The organism is Acerihabitans sp. (genome assembly GCF_036398755.1).
In the GTDB taxonomy this organism is placed as follows: domain Bacteria; phylum Pseudomonadota; class Gammaproteobacteria; order Enterobacterales; family Enterobacteriaceae; genus Acerihabitans.
The window spans coordinates 1-19,388 of the sequence record NZ_DASWOM010000103.1; the positions used below are offsets into that span (position 1 = coordinate 1).

Here is a 19,388-nt window from a genome sequence, read left to right on the forward strand (position 1 = left end):
CCTTGAGGAAGACCCGAACGGTCATATGAGCAAGTTGATAATCGGAATGATGCAGTCGAGAGGAAATAACGCGATCGCGACCTTCGGTCGCTAAAAAAGAAGAACCCCACAAGAAATAGGGGGTTCGTCAACAGTCTGAAGGCGATGCTGAGCATCGCCTTTTTTATTACCCACAGCGCGTCCGGACAAGCGCCGGCGAGGTTATGGACCGGGCCGTGTTCCGGCGCCGGCGGGTTTCTTTCTGAAGTAGCGGTATGGAGTATCAGGTCGGCGCGGGTAAACGCCCGTACGGCGTCTACCGGCGATAAGGAAGCCTATCAGCGGCTACGGAAGACAATGCGGCCTTTGCTCAGGTCGTACGGGGTCAGCTCAACAGTGACTTTGTCGCCCGTCAGGATACGGATATAGTTTTTACGCATTTTACCGGAGATATGAGCGGTTACCACATGCCCGTTTTCCAATTCCACACGGAACATGGTGTTAGGCAATGTATCCAATACCGTGCCTTGCATTTCAATATTGTCTTCTTTGGCCATCGAATCCTCTAGGTTTAAATACCATAGTTTTTAACCGGCAAGATAATGCCGAAAAACCCTCATTATGTAAAGAAGTGATGAAGAACGCCGCATTATTCACAGCAATCGAGGTCGCTGTTAACGCTGTCGGCAGAGAGGGTTTGCGGTTGCCAGCAATCAGGTGCCAGCGTTAAAGGTTGTAACTGACTCAGCAGGGTCAGATAGTCGCGTCGCGGGATTTCCCGTGCGCCTAACGAGGCCGTGTGTGAGTTCAATACCTGACAGTCTATCAGTTTTCCCCCTTGTTGCCTAAAGAAACGGCAAAAAGTCAGTAATGCCGCCTTGGATGCATTGTCTGTGCGGCTGAACATGGACTCGCCGCAGAACAGCGCGCCCTGCGCCACCCCATACATGCCGCCGACCAGCTCCCCGTCCCGCCAGACTTCAACCGAGTGCGCGTGGCCCAGGGCATGCAGGCGACGATAGGCCAATCCCACCTCGGGGCCAATCCAGGTGCCTTCCATACCCCGTTCGGCGCAGGCGGCTATCACCTCGCCAAACGCCTGGTTGAGCGTAACGCGAAAGGGGTTGCGCCTGAAAAAACGCTTCAGGCTGCGGCTGATATGGAATTCCTCCGGAAACAGCACCGCGCGCGGGTCCGGCGACCACCACAGGATGGCGTCCCCCGGCGAATACCAGGGAAAAATGCCCAGTTGATAGGCCGCCAGCAGCCGCTCGGGGGATAAATCCCCGCCGAAGGCCAACAGCCCGTTAGGCTCATGCAGCGCGGAGGTGGGCGCGGGAAAGCGTATTGAATCCGGAGAGAGCCGGTAAAGTCGCATGGCGCTTATTTTTTATTCTCCTGGTCCGCCCTGGATATCGATAATTATACGCCACCGGGGGACTGATAACCAAAATAACGGCCTTTTTCCGCCAGCAGCGCGGCATGGGTGCCTTGCTCGGCAATCCCGCCCCGATCCATGACATAAATTCTGTCCATCGTGTCCAGGCCTTGCAACCGGTGGGTGATGATAATTACCGTCTTGCCCCGTCCCAGCTGGCGCAAGGCGTCCAGGACCCGCCGTTCGGTGGCGGCATCCAGCCCTTCGGTCGGCTCGTCGAGCAGCAGCAGCGGCGCGTCGTGGAGCAGGGCGCGGGCGATGCCGAGCCGCCGTTGCTCACCGCCGGACAGTTGGCGTCCGCCTTCGCCCAGCCAGGCATCGAGGCCTTCTTTTTCCAGTAGCTTCTCCAGCCCCATATGCCAGAGGATGTGGGCCAGCCGCGCATCGTCCGCCTCAGGCGCGCCCAGCAGCAAATTGTCGCGCAGCGTGGCGTTGAAGACATGCACCCGCTGGGCCACCACGCTCATCATGGCGCGCAGCGCCGGTTCATTCCATTGCGCCAACGGCGTTTGGTTCAACAGGATTTGTCCGCTATTCACGTCCCAGGCGCGGGTCAGCAGTTGCAGCAGGGTGGATTTGCCGCTGCCGGTGTGGCCGAGGATGGCGATATGTTCGCCAACGTCTATTCGCAGCGACACCTCGTCGACCGCCGGCAAGGGCTGATCGGGATAACGGAAGCTGATGGCGTCGAGCACCAGGGCGGCGGTGCCGGCGTGCGGCGGTCCGCCGGCCGGGAAAACCACCGCCGGTTCGCGGCCGATAACGTCGGCGATGCGTTTGGCGGAGGCGATCACCTGGCCGAGATGCTGGAAAGCGCCGGCTACCGGGCCCAAGGCTTCAAAGGCCGCCAGCGAGGTAAAGACCAGCAAGGCAATCAGCGCGCCGGGATGACTATCGCCGCCGACGCCGGCGGCGGCAAGCCACAAAATCAAGGTCACCGCCATACCGGTGACCAGCGTCAGCATTCCCTGCGCCAGGGCGGTCAGGTTGGCCTGTTGTCCCTGGCGTTGCTGCCAGCGCTGTTCTATATCATCCAATTGCCCGCGATAGCGCGCGGCGGCGCCGTACACGGTCAGTTCCGCGTTGCCCTGCAGCCAGATGGCCAGGTGTTGCCGGTAATGGGCGCGCAGCCGGGTTATTTCTTCTCCCACCGGTTTACCTGCGCGGTAGAACAGGGGCGGAACCATCAGCAGCACCGCCAGCATGATCGCGCCCAACGTAAGGGCCAGGGAGAGGTCGAGCCAGCTTAGGCCCAGGGTTACCACCAGTATCACTATAAAAGCGCTCAGCAGGGGCGAAAGGACGCGTAAATAGAGATGATCCAGGGTATCGACATCCGCCACCAGGCGGTTAAGCAGTTCCGCCTGGCGAAAGCCGGCAAGTGCGCCGGGGGACAGCGGCAGGATTTTTTGAAAAGTAAAAATGCGCAGATGCTGCAACACGCGGAAAGTGGCGTCATGGCTGACCACCCGCTCCGCCCAGCGGCCGGCGGTGCGGGTAATGGCCGCGCCGCGCACCCCGGCGGCCGGCAGCATATAGTTAAAGCTGTATAAGCCCGCCAAGCCGGCCAGCGCCGAACCGGCCAGAAACCAGCCGGACAGGCTCAGCAGGCCGATACTGGCCAGCAGCGTGACAATCGCCAGCAGCATGCCCAGGACAATCTGCCAGGCATGACGGCGATACAGGGCCAGGAAGGGTAATAATGCGCGCATATTCAGAGCTCTCCGCGGCGATGGGCCAACAGGTCGGCAAAGGGACCCGGTAAGGACGCCAACTGCGCATAGCGCCCGCGCTGCACGATGTGGCCGTTGCCCATGACCCAGATTTCATCAAAATCGCGAATGTCCGCCAACTGATGGGTAACCAGCACCGTGGTGTGCCGCCGGGACGCCAGGTCCAGCGCCGCGGTAATCAATCGTTCGCTGTGGGCGTCCAGGCTGGCGGTCGGTTCGTCAAGCAACATCAGCGCCGGGGTTTGCAGCAGGGCGCGCGCCAGGGCGATTCGCTGCGCCTGGCCGACCGACAGGCGCGAGGCGTTGTCGCCAAGGCGGGTATCCAGTCCTTGCGGCAACAACGGCAAAAACTCGCTGATATAAGCCTGCTCCACTACCCGGTCCAAAGCGGCGGCGTCCGCATCTGGCCGCCCGAGCAGGATATTTTCCTTAATCGTCGGCGCGGGCAGGAAGGGGTTTTGGCTTATCCAGCTGAGCTTGTCGCGCCAGTGCCGGGGCGACAGGTCGCGCAGCTCGAGGCCGTTGATTTGCAGCGAACCTTGATAGGGCAGGAATCCCAGCAGCAGGTGCAACAGCGAACTTTTCCCGGCGCCGCTTTGCCCGACGATGGCCAATCGCCGGCCGGCATCCAGGGTGAAATTCAGTGGGCCGGCAAGCGCCGTGCCATCCGGCGCCATGATAACCAGCTGTTCGGCGCGCAGGCCGATGGCGCCGGTGGCGGGAACGGCGAGGCCCGCGCCCTGCCGCAGCGCCTCGGTTTCAAGAAAGGTCAGCAGCGATTCCGCGGCGCCCACCGCCTGGGCCTTGGCGTGGTAAAACGCGCCCAAATCCCGCAGCGGCTGGAAGAACTCCGGCGCCAGTATCAATACCAGGAAACCGGCGAACAAGGTTACGCCGGTACCGTAGCTGCCGAAGTGCAGTTCGCCGAGATAGGAGAAGCCAAAATATACCGCCACCACCGCAATGGAAACCGAGGCGAAAAATTCCAGTACGCCGGACGAAAGAAAAGCCAGCCGCAAGACTTCCATGGTACGCAAGCGGAAATTATTGGTGGCGTGGCGGATATGATCGGTTTCCGCCCGCGCGCGATCGTACAACCTCAGCGTGTCCAGGCCACGCAGCCGATCGAGGAAATACCCCGAAAGCCGGGCCAGCGCCAGGAAGTTGCGGCGATTGGCGTCGGCGGCGCCCATCCCTACCAGCGCCATAAACAGGGGAATCAGCGGTGCGGTGCAAAATAAAATCAGCCCGGCCATCCAGTTCACCGGAAATACCACCAGTAAAATCAGCAACGGCACCAGGCCCGCCAGATACATCTGCGGCAGATAGCGCGCGTAATAATCCTGCATATCCTCGATCTGTTCGAGCAACAGGCTGCTCCAGCTGCCGGCGGGTTTGCCCTGGATCCAGGCGGGTCCCAACAGCTCCAGCCGATTCAGCACCTGGCGGCGTATTTCCCGCCGAAGCGTCTGTCCGGCGATAAAACCGACCCGCTCGCGCAGCCATCCGGTCAATGCGCGCAGGGCGAATAGCGCCGCCAAGGCGATAAACCAGGCGATAAGCGCGGCGCGCGGCTGTTGTTCGACAATCAGCGCCTGGAGCAGATAAGCCAATACCCATGCCTGGGCGACGATGATAAGGCCGCTTAGCAGGCCCAGCAGTAAAGAGAGGCGAAGCCAGCGCTTCACCAGCGCGCTTTGCGACTTAAGCCAGCGGACAAGCACTTGCTGTCGGTTTTTATTCATTGAAGACAATTTCAGCCGGTGTGGATTGCATGTAAGTCGAAAATCCCCTTCAGGGATGTGAAAGGCCGGAAAAGGATCTGCGTGCTCCGGCGTGCCGACATATTACCCTGTTGCGGCGGAGGTGAAAATAATATTGGCATTTATCATAGGATTCCAGTCGCCGTGCGTGAGGGTAATACAGCCGGCTGGCGGATGTGGTATCTGGGCGCTTGGCGAGGATTTTGCTTGGCGGATGGGGTATTTGAGGGCTTGGCGGCACTTTCGCTTGCCAGCTACTGGCCATTTTTATGTTATGCCGGATGTCGGCAAGCGACAAGGGGATGGCAGTCGCGCCATCCCCTTGACCCCGCGCTCCATGCCGGCCCAAAGGCCGCTACCTTATCCACGGCGTGGTGATTTCAGGTGTTGTAAATTCAGGCGTTCTGATTCCCGGCGTTGTGATTTCAGGCGTTCAAATTTCCGGCGTTCAAACCTACAGCGTTCCATTTTCCGGTATTCCAATTCCCGGCATTTGAATATTGCCTGAACCATAAAGACGGCTTTTCGGTTGCAGACGATGGTGTTGACGTTGAAGCGGCATAGAGTGCGCTGGCGGCAGAAAGCCCGGCTGGATGAGCCGCCGGGAGCGGCTCAAGCTAAGGGTCGCGCCGGGAGCGCGTCCCGTGCGGTCCAAAAGTCGGGATGTTGTGCCGTCAGGGACCGCGCAGCGGCGCACGATCTGCCGGCAGCCCGGGAGTTGAGAGGGCCGGGCTAGCGGCCCTCTCATCGCTTGCCTGCACCAGGCAACAGGGAACGCCACCGCCCGCGGCAAGTGAAACCGGCGCCCAGCCCACCATCCCTATAGAGTAAAAATCTACGCTTACCGATCGTTTACCGGCGCCAGACCATCCAGATACCGTTCCGCGTCAAGCGCCGCCATACAGCCGGTGCCGGCGGAGGTAATGGCCTGGCGATAGATATGATCCATCACATCGCCCGCGGCGAACACCCCGGGGATGCTGGTTTGGGTGGCGTTGCCCGCAATACCGGACTGTACGCGGATATAACCGTTCTCCAACGCCAGCTGATTACCGAAAATCGCCGTATTGGGGTGATGGCCGATGGCGATAAATACGCCGGCGACCGCCAGTGTTTCCACCGCGCCGGTGACGACGTTTTTCAGCCGCGCCCCGGTAACGCCCATCTCATCGCCCACCACTTCTTCCAGGGTATGGCCGGTATGCAGCACGATATTGCCGCTGGCGACCTTATCCATCAGCCGGTCAATCAGGATTTTTTCCGCGCGGAAAGTCGCGCGACGATGGATAAGGTGCACCTCGGCGGCGATATTGGACAGATACAGCGCTTCCTCCACCGCCGTATTACCGCCGCCGACCACCGCGACTTTTTGCTGGCGGTAAAAAAAACCGTCGCAGGTGGCGCAGGCGGACACGCCTTTGCCCTTATAGGCTTCTTCCGACGGCAGCCCGATATAGCGAGCGGATGCGCCGGTGGCGATGATCAGGGCGTCACAGGTGAATTCACCGGTATCGCCGGTCAACCGGAAGGGACGGCTTTGCAAATCGACCTTATTGATATGATCGAAAATGATTTCGGTATTGAACTTGGCGGCGTGGGCGTACATGCGTTCCATAAGCAACGGACCGGTCAGCCCTTCCGGATCGCCCGGCCAGTTCTCGACCTCGGTGGTGGTGGTGAGCTGGCCGCCTTGTTCCATCCCGGTTATCAGCACCGGATGCAGGTTGGCGCGGGCGGCATACACCGCGGCGGTATAACCCGCCGGCCCGGACCCCAGAATGAGTAATTTGCTGTGTTTCACCGTAGACATGTTTTCCTCGTTTAACCGCTTAGAACGCAACTCGTCGATTGTAAGAAAATTACCAGACTATGAAAAGGAAGCAAAAGGTTGTTAGCGATATTTATCATCGTCAGGAACTATTGATCGGGGGATTTTAGCATTGAAAAGGACATAATCGGGCCAAAAAGAGCCCTTAAGCCCCTGACATCATGCCGCTGCGGGAATTAATCGGCATGTTGTTCTGATTTTTGTCGTTTTACTTTGACAATCCGCTGCGCTTTTGCGAAAACATCAGGGTAAGGAAAAATGATGAGTTGGGTTAGGACAGGCAGCAAGAAAGGCAGTTTAAACAGTTGGCCCTAAAATAAAACAGACAACGGGTCTTAAAACAAACCCTGAAACATTGAAGTCGGCAGGGGTGTGGCAAGCACAGGGAAGGTACTGAGAGAGACAATAATAATGGTAGACAATAAAAAACGCCCGGGAAAGGATCTCGATCGTATTGACCGTAACATCCTCAATGAGTTGCAAAAGGACGGCCGGATATCAAACGTCGAACTTTCTAAACGGGTTGGATTATCCCCGACACCCTGCCTGGAACGCGTGCGCCGTCTTGAGCGCCAGGGTTTCATCCAGGGGTATACCGCTTTACTTAATCCACATTATCTTGATGCGTCTTTACTGGTGTTTGTGGAGATTACCCTTAACCGGGGTGCGCCCGATGTGTTTGAGCAATTCAACACCGCGGTACAAAAGCTGGAAGAAATCCAGGAATGCCATTTGGTTTCGGGTGATTTCGACTATTTGCTGAAAACGCGGGTGCCCGATATGTCGGCCTATCGCAAGCTGCTGGGTGAAACGCTGTTGCGTTTGCCGGGGGTAAACGATACGCGTACCTATGTGGTGATGGAAGAAGTGAAACAGAGCAACCGGCTGGTGATTAAGACCCGGTAAGACATAACACAGGTGCAAAATTCAGGTTTTATGGTTACACTCCTGTGCATTCATACAGTTTCAGCGCCGGCGGTATGACGGTCGGCGCTGTTATTAAGCTATTATATCGGTTATATCGGCATAGATAACCCTGGAGAGCCTTTCTTGAGCCAGGAATACACAGAAGATAAAGAAGTTGAACTGAAAACGCTCAGCAGCAGTCGCCGGTTACTCGAGGCTGTTCTGATTGTCATGGCTATTTTTGCCCTCTATTTAATGATTTCCCTGGTCAGTTTCAACCCCTCCGACCCCAGTTGGTCGCAAACTGCCTGGCATGGACCTATTCACAACCTTGGCGGCGGCATCGGCGCCTGGTTCGCCGATACGCTGTTCTTTACCTTCGGCGTGCTGGCCTATGCGCTGCCTCCGCTGATGCTGATTTTTTGCTGGACGTCGTTTCGACTGCGCGAAGAGCAGGACTATGTGGATTATTTTGCCCTGTCGCTGCGGCTGATCGGTTCTTTGGCGCTGATTCTGACCTCATGCGGTCTGGCCGCGCTTAATGTCGACGATCTCTATTACTTTGCCTCCGGCGGCGTGATCGGCAGCCTGCTCGGCAACGCCATGCTGCCCTGGTTCAACGGCATTGGCGCCACCCTGACCCTGCTGTGCGTATGGGCGTCCGGTCTGACCCTGTTTACCGGCTGGTCCTGGCTCACCATCGCTGAAAAAATCGGCGGCGTGGTCATGGGCTGCCTGACATTTATGTCGAACCGTTCCCGCCGCGACGAGCGGGATTATGATGACGATGAGGATGACGAGGGTCTTGAGTCCGATGACGCGGCCCGCGCACAGGCGCTGGATGCGCTGGATCCGCTGCTGGCGACGTCCGGGCCTGACGCGGCCGGGACTCGGCCTGATGATGCTCCCGCGCCCATCGGCGCGGTGGCGGGGCCGTCCTCCACGTCCACGCATCCCGACGTCGCCGCGCCGTCCGGCGATCGCTTGGCCGCGTCGCAGCCCGGCGCGATATCGGTCATTCCGGTGACGCCGGTCGCGGCCCCGGCGACGGATCCGGCGCCCGCCGCCGCCTATTCACAGCAGCCCGCCGCAGCGGACCCGCACTCCGGGGCCGCTGAGCCGGTCCCGCAGTATCGTTTTGAGTTGCCGGGCGATCAGGCCGTTTCCACCCAGGTTTCCTCCCCTGAGCGTTATCCTGAAGAAGAAGACGATGGGCCGCGTATGGGGGACTGGCGTCTTGACGGCGACGCATCGCACACGCCTTACGATTTCACCGTCGCGCAGCGCACCAGCGGGCAGGTGCCTGGGGCGGCGCCGCCTTATGACGCCGCCGCTCTGACCTTTATGCCGGCATTCAGCGCCACCAGTGATGATAATCCCCAGGTTAAGCAGGGCATGGGCCCTGAATTACCTCGTCCAAACCGGGTACGGATACCTACGCGCCGGGAGCTGGCCTCGTTTGGCATCAAGCTGCCGTCGCAGCGCAACGCCGCGGCGACCACCGCCCAGCAGCAAACCCATGAGGATACCGCGTCATCACCCGCGACGCTGACCGAGGAACAACAAGCCGCCGTCCAGCAGGCCGAGCTTCACCGGGAATTCCAGCGCCAGCAGGAACAACGCTATGGCGACGCGGCCAGCGATGGCGATGACGAGGACGCCTGGCAGCAACAGCAACTGGCCGCCGAATTTCAGCAGCGCCAGGCGATGCGGTACGTGGCGGACGCCGAGGATCGATCGACACAGGACACCTCGCCGATTTCGCCCGCGGCCGGGATCGATGCGCAGTCGGCTTCAGTCCCCTCGCCAACGGCTGAACGGATGGACGCTGCGCCTGCTGCGCCGGGGTATGGGCCTGCGCGGCATGGACAGGGATTCGGCGCAGATCGGCAAACCGCGGCCGGTTATGCCTCCGGCGGCGATGATCACCTGGAAGACGCGGGCGAAGCGGATGATCTTGCGCACGATGATGTGATGCCGGACGAGTATGGCCAGGCTTCGCGGCATAGCGCCGACCTCGGCCGGGCGCCGTTGCCTCACACCGGGCTGCAGCCGGCGATTACGCCATTGGCGTCGGCTATGGACAGCCTGATCCATCCTTTCCTGATGCGCAACGAGCGGCCGCTGCAAAAGCCGACCACGCCGTTGCCGACGCTGGATCTGTTGACTTCACCGCCGGTGGAGGATGAACCGGTGGATATGTTCGCGCTGGAACAAACCGCGCGACTGGTGGAAGCCCGTCTGGCGGATTACCGGGTGAAGGCCGAAGTGGTCGGCATTTCTCCCGGCCCGGTTATCACCCGATTCGAGCTGGATCTGGCGCCGGGGGTTAAAGCGGCGCGCATCTCCAATCTGTCGCGGGATTTGGCGCGCTCCCTGTCGGCGGTGGCGGTGCGGGTGGTGGAAGTCATCCCCGGCAAGCCCTATGTCGGTTTGGAATTACCCAACAAACGCCGCCAGACGGTATATCTGCGCGAAGTGCTCGACTGCGACAAATTCCGCGAGACCGTCTCGCCGCTGGCCATTGTGCTCGGCAAGGATATCGCCGGGCAGCCGGTGATTGCCGATTTAGCCAAAATGCCCCATCTGCTGGTGGCCGGCACCACCGGTTCCGGTAAATCAGTGGGGGTCAACGCCATGATCCTCAGCATGCTGTATAAAGCGACGCCGGAAGAGGTGCGCTTTATCATGATTGACCCCAAAATGCTGGAGCTGTCGGTTTACGAAGGCATCCCCCATCTGCTGACCGAAGTGGTCACCGATATGAAAGACGCCGCCAACGCCCTGCGCTGGTGCGTGGGTGAAATGGAGCGCCGCTATAAGCTGATGTCGGCGCTGGGGGTGCGTAACCTGGCCGGCTATAACGAACGTATCGAACAGGCTATCGCCATGGGCCGTCCGGTGCCGGATCCGTTCTGGAAACCGGGCGACGGCATGGGCGATTCGCCGCCGATGCTGGAAAAACTGCCCTATATCGTGGTGCTGGTGGATGAGTTTGCCGATCTGATGATGGCGGTGGGCAAAAAGGTGGAAGAGCTGATTGCCCGCCTGGCCCAGAAGGCCCGCGCCGCCGGCATTCATTTGGTGCTGGCGACCCAGCGGCCGTCGGTGGATGTGATAACCGGCCTTATCAAGGCCAATATCCCGACCCGTATCGCCTTTACCGTGTCCAGTAAAATCGATTCTCGTACCATTCTCGATCAGTCGGGGGCGGAATCGCTGCTCGGCATGGGCGACATGCTCTATCTGGCGCCCAATTCCTCGATACCGGTGCGTGTGCATGGCGCCTTCGTGCGCGATCAGGAAGTGCATGCGGTGGTCAGCGACTGGAAGGCGCGCGGGCGTCCCCAGTATATCGACAGCATCACCAGCGCCGGCGAAGAAGGCGAAGGCGGGACCGGCGGCATTGACAGCGATGAAGAGCTGGATCCGCTATTCGACCAGGCGGTGCAATTTGTGGTCGATAAGCGCCGCGCCTCCATTTCCGGCGTGCAACGCCAGTTCCGCATCGGCTACAACCGCGCCGCCAGGATCATCGAACAGATGGAAATCCAGGGCATCGTCAGCTCGCAGGGCCATAACGGCAATCGTGAAGTCCTGGCGCCGCCTCCGGCGGGTTAATGTCGCGTGCCATCAGGAGCCAGGCTTTGGCTCCTGTGCAAAGATGCGTAAAGCGGCGGTTTTTCAGAGGATTGGCCTATGCCTGTCCGTCAGTGTTCCGATACAGTTATATCCGTCATACTTCAAGCTGCAGGTGCGTCGGCTACGCCCGCCCACCCCGGTCATCCCGTTCAGCGCGTTATCGATGCCGCCGGGGTGAGCCGGCATGCCGTCTGCCGGCAACGCGAAGTACTCAGGATCTGAGCTTATCAAGGCGCCGTCCGCCGGCCGGCCTGTTAATTGCCGGCCCGGCCGCCGCGCCTTTCATTTTTCAAGGGATGTTTATAATGAATAAAAGGTTAATAGCCGCTTGCCTGTTCGGCGCCGTAGTCGCCGCGCCGGCGTTTGCCGATGATGCCGGCGCGCTGCAAGGCCGCCTGAACCGGGTCAACAGTTTCCACGCCGCCTTCAGCCAAAAAGTGACCAGCGCGGACGGCGGCGCGGTGCAGGAAGGCGAAGGCGAACTGTGGGTAAAGCGTCCCAATCTGTTTAACTGGCATATGACCTCACCGGATGAGAGCCTGCTGATTTCCGACGGCAAAACGCTGTGGTTCTATAATCCGTTTGTCGAGCAGGCGACCGCCACCTGGCTGAAAAACGCCACCGGTAATACGCCTTTTATGCTGATTACCCGCAACAGCCCGGATGATTGGCGGCAATACAATGTTAAACAGACCAACGATCGTTTTGAACTGACGCCTAAGTCCACCAGCGGCAACCTGAAGCAATTTACCATCGACGTCAGCGCCAGCGGCACCATCAACAGCTTTACCGCCGTCGAGCAGGATGGGCAGCGCAGCGCCTATCAGCTGAAAAGCCAGAACAACGGCCAGGTTGATGACGCCAAATTCCGTTTTACCCCTCCCAAGGGCGTGACGCTGGACGATCAGCGCCAGTGAGGTAAAAATGAGCAATATGTCGCTTGATTTTTCCCATAACGAATTCCAGCCGCTGGCCGCGCGCATGCGCCCCAGGACGCTGGAAGAGTATGTCGGGCAGCAGCATCTGCTGGCGCCGGGCAAGCCATTGCCGCGCGCCATCCAGAACGGGCAACTGCACTCCATGATCCTTTGGGGACCGCCCGGCACCGGGAAAACCACGTTGGCGGAGCTCATCGCGCGTTATGGCAACGCCGACGTGGAGCGTATTTCGGCGGTGACCTCGGGTATCAAGGAGATCCGCGAAGCGATCGAGCGCGCCCGCCGCAACCGGGATGCCGGCCGGCGCACCATATTGTTTGTCGACGAAGTGCACCGGTTCAATAAAAGCCAGCAGGACGCCTTCCTGCCGCATGTGGAGGAAGGCACCATCACCCTGATAGGCGCGACCACCGAAAATCCCTCGTTTGAGCTTAACTCCGCGCTGCTGTCCCGTGCGAAGGTGTATTTGCTTAAGGCGCTAACCGCCGGGGATATAGAACAGGTGCTGACCCAGGCCATGGCCGATGGTGAGCGGGGCTATGGCGGCCAGAATATCGTCTTGCCCGAGGAGACCCGCCGGATGCTGGCGGAGTGGGTTAACGGCGACGCCCGCCGCGCGCTCAACAGCCTGGAAATGATGGCCGACATGGCGGAGACCGACGCCCAGGGCAACCGGGTACTGACGCCGCTGCTGCTCAAGGAGATTTCCGGTGAACGCAACGCCCGTTTCGATAACAAAGGCGACCGGTATTATGATTTGATTTCGGCGCTGCATAAATCGGTGCGCGGCTCCGCGCCGGATGCGGCGCTGTACTGGTACGCGCGGATAATCACCGCCGGCGGCGATCCGCTATACGTGGCGCGCCGCCTGCTGGCCATCGCGTCGGAGGATGTCGGCAACGCCGATCCGCGCGGCATGCAGGTGGCCCTGGCCGCCTGGGATTGTTTCACCCGTGTCGGCCCGGCGGAAGGCGAGCGGGCCATTGCCCAGGCGATCGTCTACCTGGCCTGCGCGCCGAAAAGCAACGCGGTTTATACCGCCTTTAAAGCCGCCATGCACGATGCCCGGGAAAAGGCCGATTATGATGTACCCGAACATTTGCGCAACGCGCCGACTAAGCTGATGAAAGAGATGGGACTGGGTGCCGAATACCGCTACGCACATGACGAAGCCAACGCCTATGCGGCCGGTGAGGATTATTTCCCCGAACAGATGGCCCGCACGCGTTACTACTATCCAAGTCCGCGCGGACTGGAGGGAAAAATCGGCGAAAAGCTTGCCTGGCTCAGCGCCCAGGATCAAAATAGCCCAACAAAACGCTACCGATAACCAGGCTGTTGCGGTAAGGTTAGCGGTAGAAAATCCGTTGCCGCGATAGCCTCTGACGGCCTCGCGAAGTCATATACATCAATCTGATAACAATAAGCACAGGACTAGCATGCTCGATCCAAATCTGCTGCGCAATGAGCTGGGCGCGGTTGCCGAGAAACTGGCTCGCAGAAATTTCACCCTCGATGTCGATACGCTGCGTAAGCACGAAGAACGGCGTAAGGTATTGCAGGTCGAAACCGAAACACTGCAGGCCGAGCGAAATTCCCGATCCAAACTGATTGGCGCGGCGAAAGCCCGTGGCGAGGATATCGAGCCATTGCGCCAGGAAGTCAATGGATTAAGCGATCGCCTTGAGGCGGCCAAATCCGAACTGGACATTTTGCAAGCCGCCATCCGCGACGTGGCGCTGTCGTTGCCCAATATCCCTGACGACCGGGTTCCTTCAGGCAAGGATGAAACGGAAAACGAAGAGATCGGCCGCTGGGGAGAACCGCGTCACTACGAATTTACGGTGCGCGATCATGTTTCCCTGGGGGAAATGGCCGGCGGGCTGGATTTTGCCGCGGCGGTCAAGCTGACCGGCGCGCGTTTTGTGGTGATGAAAGGCCAGATTGCCCGCCTGCACCGCGCGCTGACGCAGTTTATGCTGGATTTGCATACTGAACAGCATGGTTATCAGGAAAATTATGTTCCTTACCTGGTCAACCACGCGTCGCTGTTCGGCACGGGCCAACTGCCGAAATTCGCCGGCGACCTGTTTCATACCCAGCCCCTGGATGAAGAGGCCGATACCAGCGCCTACGCACTGATCCCGACGGCGGAAGTGCCGTTGACCAACCTGGTGCGCGACGAGATCCTCGAAGAGGACCAGCTGCCGCTTAAAATGACCGCCCACACGCCGTGCTTCCGTTCCGAAGCCGGTTCCTATGGTCGCGATACCCGTGGCTTGATCCGTATGCACCAGTTTGACAAAGTCGAGCTGGTCCAGGTGGTGAAACCCGAGGACTCGATGGCCGCGCTGGAAGAACTGACCGGCCATGCGGAGCAGGTCCTGCGTTTGTTGAACCTGCCTTACCGGAAAATTTTGCTGTGCACCGGTGATATGGGCTTTGGCTCCTGTAAAACCTATGACCTGGAAGTCTGGCTGCCGGCGCAGAATACCTACCGGGAAATTTCCTCATGCTCGAATATGGGCGATTTCCAGGCGCGGCGCATGCAGGCGCGCTACCGCGCCAAGGAAGATAAAAAACCCCGCCTGGTGCATACCCTGAACGGCTCCGGCCTGGCGGTGGGACGCACCCTGGTGGCGGTGATGGAAAATTACCAGTTGGCCGACGGGCGTATTGAAATCCCGGCGGCACTGGCACCCTATATGAATGGCCTGACCCATATCGGCTGATCTCTCTTACCCCTTCTGCGCATGCCCTCATGGTTAAGCGCAGAAGTCCTTTATTTTACATTGCGTAATGCTGTTAACTATCGAATCTATCATCAAGGTGAAACAGGCTTGGTTTAAAACGGTAACCGGTGTCCATAGTTTAAAAATTAGCAGCAATTGTTAAAGCTTCTAATAATCAACTATTACTTTCAGAAGCGTTGGACTGATTAGAACTATTACAGGGCTGCAGGCGGATTATTTGATCAGCCAGAGCGAAAAATGATGAATTATGGGTAACCATAATGATAGTGAGACCCTGTTTTTTTAATTCGCGCATTATGTGGATAGATAATATCTCGTCCAGCGCTGAAGAGGGTTCATCCAAAATAAGGATGTTTTTTTGCCGCGCTAAAGCCCTGCCAATGGCAATCCGTTGTTTTTCACCACCAGACAATGGACTCACTGGGCTTAACAAAATGTTTAGCACCCGCGTACCATCAACTTGATCGTCCATGGAATTCAATTGCAGGAGATCAATGATATTTATCAATATTTCATCATCGATGGTTTCATTGCAGCCATAAGTTAAATTATCGCGTAATGAGCCTGTAAGAATGACAGGCTGCTGTCTAACAACAGCACAATGTGCGATAATATCGGTCGTGGCAAGCGTGCCAACATCTCTATTCTTAAAATAGAGTTGTCCTGGTTTCAATACATTAAGACCTAGCAATGCCTGTACAAGCGATGTTTTACCGGCACCTGATACCCCAGCGATTGCAACCATATCTCCTTTACTTATTGTGAAATTTAGCTTTCTAATGATAGGTTTCTGATTTATTGTAATATCTAAATTCTTGGCTAAAAAAATAATCGAAGACTGCTCGGCAAATTTTGCATGAGTAGCTGGGTTGATCTCCTCAAGGTTGAGAAAATAACTTAACCGCTTAAGCGCTTCCAAGTCTTTTTTAATATTAATAAAAGAACCTCCAACATGTATTAACGGAGTTGTTAACTGAATAATATAACCGCTAATCAATAGATAATCTCCGGGAGGGCGCGTACCTTGGAGAATCAACAAAGCAATATAGCAGGTAAATAATATTAATAAAAAACCGAGTAATAGGCTCTGATATACCATGTACACGCCAATTTTACGATTTCCTGAACTGATAATCTTAATGTAACTTTGAGTTAACGCATGGATATTTTTCTTTTCTTTATCGAAAGAGGAATTGACTTTTATGTCATCAAGCAACGTCAATCTTTCACTTAAGTGGCTAGTGACGAGGTTATGGGCATCCATTATACGATGATGGATTATTTCGCTATATCGAGATAATAAAAAACTTGTCAAGAAGAAAAGAAACAGACCAATAATAAAAAATAGAGAGAATATAAATCCAACTGATTTCAATATGAATATATATGAAAAAAATATTTGAATAATTAAAGGAAATAACCCCCAAAAAAAAGTATGTACCAGTGAAGCGAGTGACGTTCTGCCCCTACCGATCTCTTCGATCACTTGGCCAGATGAAACAGTAGTCAAGATTGACTCTTTGGCGTGAACAATTTTATTGAAAAGAGTATTATGCATCGCCGCTTCTATCTTTACTAAAAAAGCTGCGGATACGATATTTTTTACCCACTCAAGAATATGTGATGCGCTCCAGCTCAAACCGAATAATGCCACATAGATAAAAAACTCAGCATGGACAATATGTGAGGATGTAATGGAATTGACGGAGGCGCTCATAAAATAAGGGGACAAAACATTAACACAGGCGATAACTATCATCAATAATGAAGAGAATAGAAAATCTCTCTTTATACGCGGGTAATAGTCATGAACAGCAGAATAGTAGAATGATAAGGAGGCGTGGTTCATCGGATTCTCTAACACTATAATTTAAAGATAATAGCAAGTTTTTTATTTAACTCGTGATTGTCACCAATGATGCGATTATCCATTTCTATCCAGGCGTGCGCGAGAAAGGTATAATTTTGCACACCAATGTTTAATGTAATATTCCTATCTATTTTTATCAATAAGCTGAACAAAGCTAATGAATGTTCTAAGCATTCGGTTTTGAATGGAAGGAATACCGACACATGTCTCAATGCAGCATTAAAAACAAGCGCTTTATCGTACGACATCGTTGAAAATATACCCATGGATTTTTTCTTTTTATTGTGTAATGATTTTAACAGATAACCTAAACCAAATAAAGATAATAACATTTTAACTTTGGATAACATCAAAACAGCAGTGCAATAATTAATCATGGTTAAGTGTTTACATTGATAATGTCTATTCAGCCGCCACTCGTAGTTATCAATACCTATAATTGAACCAAGGTAATGATTTAAAGATTGTTTCAACGGTGATTTTTCAATGATATTGTTTATAAATAAAAAATCAATGAATTCATCTTGATCAGATAACAGGTTAGGTTGAGAAAATACATCTAATAGAATGCCGCTACGGAATGTGTTTAGCAAAATATACTCGCATTTATTAGTGTCAAATATTATAAATTCATTATCAATAATAACATGATGAATATGCAGTGAGAATATTATATTATGCTCAATCATAATAACCTCCAAGCTTAATGTTTTTTATAAAAAGTGATAATGATAAAAAACGCATAAGCTCTAGAGATATACCTGAACCCATATGGACATTAAGATTGGTTAGGGCGTAGTATTTTTTTTATCGATGTTAAGTGTGTTTAATATTGTATCATGTTCGATTATGTATTTAATTTTTTCAGCATTCTGCTGAAAATATTTTTGATAAATCCCTGTTATGTGACCTTTACTATTACGTATAATTGTGTCTTTACCATATGAAAAATAGATGTCTTTCTTAAAGTGAATTCGTTTTTGAGTTTTATTGAATGATTCGTAGGTGGGCCTTGAAAGGGAAAAGTTAATCATATTTTTACAGGTAAATGGTGTATACACTTTTGCGGGACAACTTCTTTGATTTTCAAAAATTGCTTGAATTATGGCAATTATAAGTTCTTTACTGCCATAATCTAAACTGTTTTTTTCTGAGCAATGGCGATAAAAAGTATCATAATGATTCTGCTCTTTACTTCGTCTTTTATGAATAATGAGTTTTTTCAATACCTGCAAGATGGGTATACCGGTAAAAATAGAATACTGATATAACTTTTTGACCGCAAAAAAAGCGCCATTGTCTACATATGCATTTATCAGTGATGAGTAATGCGGCGGATCAAAAAACAAATGGTCTCCGCCATGGCCATTTATAAAAGAGTAATCATTGCGTCCCCGTGAACATATTTGATGGCTTTTTTTTCTGGTCATATAAAACATCAACGATAAATTTGGCGCAGTGATTGTATGATCGAAGGAATCTAATATGAATAATTCTTCCGTTTTTATAGAATATTTTACATGTTCAATGCCAAGTTTTTGACATACATATTGTGATGCATTGATATCTTCCTTTGCGCTGATATCCGGATGATGCCATGTGAGTGCTTTTATCTGCGATTTTTTTTTGACCATGCAAGCTGTGTATAATAGTGCGGTAGAATCTAATCCCCCCGAGAATTCGATAACAACATTGTCATCCCCGCAATTTTTATTAATATACTCTTCTAATATAGCCGCAGGGTCGAGAACGGGTTTTGCAAAAAAGAAATTATCATTCAATCTAAATTCGCACTTCAAATCAAAAATGCTGATGAAAATGCTAAACCCCGGCAAAATTTCATATATATTTTCCCAGGTAGTCGTTCCATCGTACACCTCACCCTAAGCAAGGAAATTGATAATATAATCTCTATTTAATTTCTCATTATGATATTTTACTAATGAGTAAATATTTTTTGATAGTGTTAAAATTGACTTTTTTATGTTCATATGAACGTAACACGAACTATTATTGCTGGTGTAGTTGCTCAAAGAATAAAATTTTTTTTCTTTCGTTATACTCACATCTATACTCTTGAACATTTCATGATCGGTATCGAAATAATCATTCAAATCCAGGGCAAGCAGAGTTTTATCTAAACATTCCATTGTTTAAACCTATAAAGTGGAGACTAGCGGCATTTATTTAAAACGCCGCTAGTAAATAATTATTAATTAGCCATGTATACTGATCGATTTACCTCAATAATAGCACCGCCGGCTTTTCCTTTAGTCGAACACTTCGCATCAATAACGATCATGCCTTCAATTAAATGATTTTTATTCTTGCTGCTAAATATTTTCATTTTTTTCATTTTTATTACCTCAATAGATGGGAGCGGTTTTTTATTTCAGTTCAAGAATATCTTCTTTTAAGAAATAGTCAAAAAAAATTTCGTAAATGTAAAATTTTTACTTTGCATTCAAATATTAATAATATATTTATTAAAAGGTAGATAATGTAATGCCGAAGTTTGTATCTCGCTATGATAGTGAA

The 19,388-nt window shown here is 53.7% G+C and carries 15 protein-coding genes; 6 read left to right on the forward strand and 9 right to left on the reverse strand.

Annotation, left to right across the window (positions count from 1 at the left end; translation table 11 throughout):
* Nucleotides 1-317 precede the first annotated feature (317 nt).
* From infA to cydD, 4 genes are all read right to left on the reverse strand, one after another.
* Nucleotides 318-536 (reverse strand): translation initiation factor IF-1, encoded by a 219-nt coding sequence (infA, locus tag VGC33_RS17085; protein ID WP_002211347.1) that lies wholly within the window; start codon nt 534-536, stop codon nt 318-320.
* A gap of 92 nt (nt 537-628) precedes the next feature.
* Entirely contained in the window at nt 629-1,357 is a 729-nt protein-coding gene (aat, locus tag VGC33_RS17090; RefSeq protein WP_331121970.1) for a leucyl/phenylalanyl-tRNA--protein transferase, read from the reverse strand.
* A gap of 44 nt (nt 1,358-1,401) precedes the next feature.
* Nucleotides 1,402-3,129: a heme ABC transporter ATP-binding protein/permease CydC gene (gene cydC, locus VGC33_RS17095; RefSeq protein WP_331121971.1), complete on the reverse strand. Its 1,728-nt coding sequence runs from the start codon at nt 3,127-3,129 to the stop codon at nt 1,402-1,404.
* Between the two features lie 2 nt (nt 3,130-3,131).
* A complete protein-coding gene (gene cydD / locus VGC33_RS17100) occupies nt 3,132-4,895 on the reverse strand; it encodes a heme ABC transporter permease/ATP-binding protein CydD (RefSeq protein ID WP_331121972.1) in 1,764 nt (587 codons plus the stop codon).
* A gap of 355 nt (nt 4,896-5,250) precedes the next feature.
* Here cydD and VGC33_RS23280 point away from each other — a divergent pair, with 355 nt between their 5' ends.
* Nucleotides 5,251-5,421, forward strand: a complete 171-nt coding sequence (locus VGC33_RS23280) for a pentapeptide repeat-containing protein (protein WP_414636954.1) — start codon at nt 5,251-5,253, stop codon at nt 5,419-5,421.
* A gap of 333 nt (nt 5,422-5,754) precedes the next feature.
* Here the strand turns inward: VGC33_RS23280 and trxB are convergent, their stop codons facing one another.
* Entirely contained in the window at nt 5,755-6,723 is a 969-nt protein-coding gene (gene trxB, locus VGC33_RS17105) for a thioredoxin-disulfide reductase (RefSeq protein WP_331121973.1), read from the reverse strand.
* Nucleotides 6,724-7,152: 429 nt separating this feature from the next.
* Between trxB and lrp the strand changes: the two genes are divergently transcribed.
* From lrp to serS, 5 genes are all read left to right on the forward strand, one after another.
* A complete protein-coding gene (lrp, locus tag VGC33_RS17110; RefSeq protein ID WP_005287608.1) occupies nt 7,153-7,647 on the forward strand; it encodes a leucine-responsive transcriptional regulator Lrp in 495 nt (164 codons plus the stop codon).
* Between the two features lie 144 nt (nt 7,648-7,791).
* Complete coding sequence (locus tag VGC33_RS17115) at nt 7,792-11,268, forward strand: DNA translocase FtsK 4TM domain-containing protein (RefSeq protein WP_331121974.1); 3,477 nt, start codon at nt 7,792-7,794, stop codon at nt 11,266-11,268.
* 326 nt (nt 11,269-11,594) lie between these two features.
* On the forward strand, nt 11,595-12,206 hold the full coding sequence (gene lolA / locus VGC33_RS17120; RefSeq protein ID WP_331121975.1) for an outer membrane lipoprotein periplasmic chaperone LolA: 612 nt from the start codon (nt 11,595-11,597) through the stop codon (nt 12,204-12,206).
* 7 nt (nt 12,207-12,213) lie between these two features.
* A complete protein-coding gene (locus VGC33_RS17125) occupies nt 12,214-13,557 on the forward strand; it encodes a replication-associated recombination protein A (protein WP_331121976.1) in 1,344 nt (447 codons plus the stop codon).
* A gap of 109 nt (nt 13,558-13,666) precedes the next feature.
* Entirely contained in the window at nt 13,667-14,959 is a 1,293-nt protein-coding gene (gene serS / locus VGC33_RS17130; RefSeq protein ID WP_331121977.1) for a serine--tRNA ligase, read from the forward strand.
* A 175-nt stretch (nt 14,960-15,134) separates the two neighbouring features.
* On the opposite strand, the gene VGC33_RS17135 is transcribed toward serS, so the two are convergent.
* The 4 genes from VGC33_RS17135 to VGC33_RS17150 form a co-directional block, all read right to left on the reverse strand.
* A complete protein-coding gene (locus VGC33_RS17135) occupies nt 15,135-16,829 on the reverse strand; it encodes an ATP-binding cassette domain-containing protein (RefSeq protein WP_331121978.1) in 1,695 nt (564 codons plus the stop codon).
* 14 nt (nt 16,830-16,843) lie between these two features.
* Complete coding sequence (locus VGC33_RS17140; RefSeq protein ID WP_331121979.1) at nt 16,844-17,539, reverse strand: lasso peptide biosynthesis B2 protein; 696 nt, start codon at nt 17,537-17,539, stop codon at nt 16,844-16,846.
* A gap of 99 nt (nt 17,540-17,638) precedes the next feature.
* On the reverse strand, nt 17,639-18,727 hold the full coding sequence (locus tag VGC33_RS17145) for an asparagine synthase-related protein (RefSeq protein WP_331121980.1): 1,089 nt from the start codon (nt 18,725-18,727) through the stop codon (nt 17,639-17,641).
* A gap of 335 nt (nt 18,728-19,062) precedes the next feature.
* The gene (locus tag VGC33_RS17150) at nt 19,063-19,206 is read right to left on the reverse strand and encodes a hypothetical protein (protein WP_331121981.1); all 144 of its coding nucleotides are present in this window, start codon (nt 19,204-19,206) and stop codon (nt 19,063-19,065) included.
* Nucleotides 19,207-19,388 lie beyond the last annotated feature (182 nt).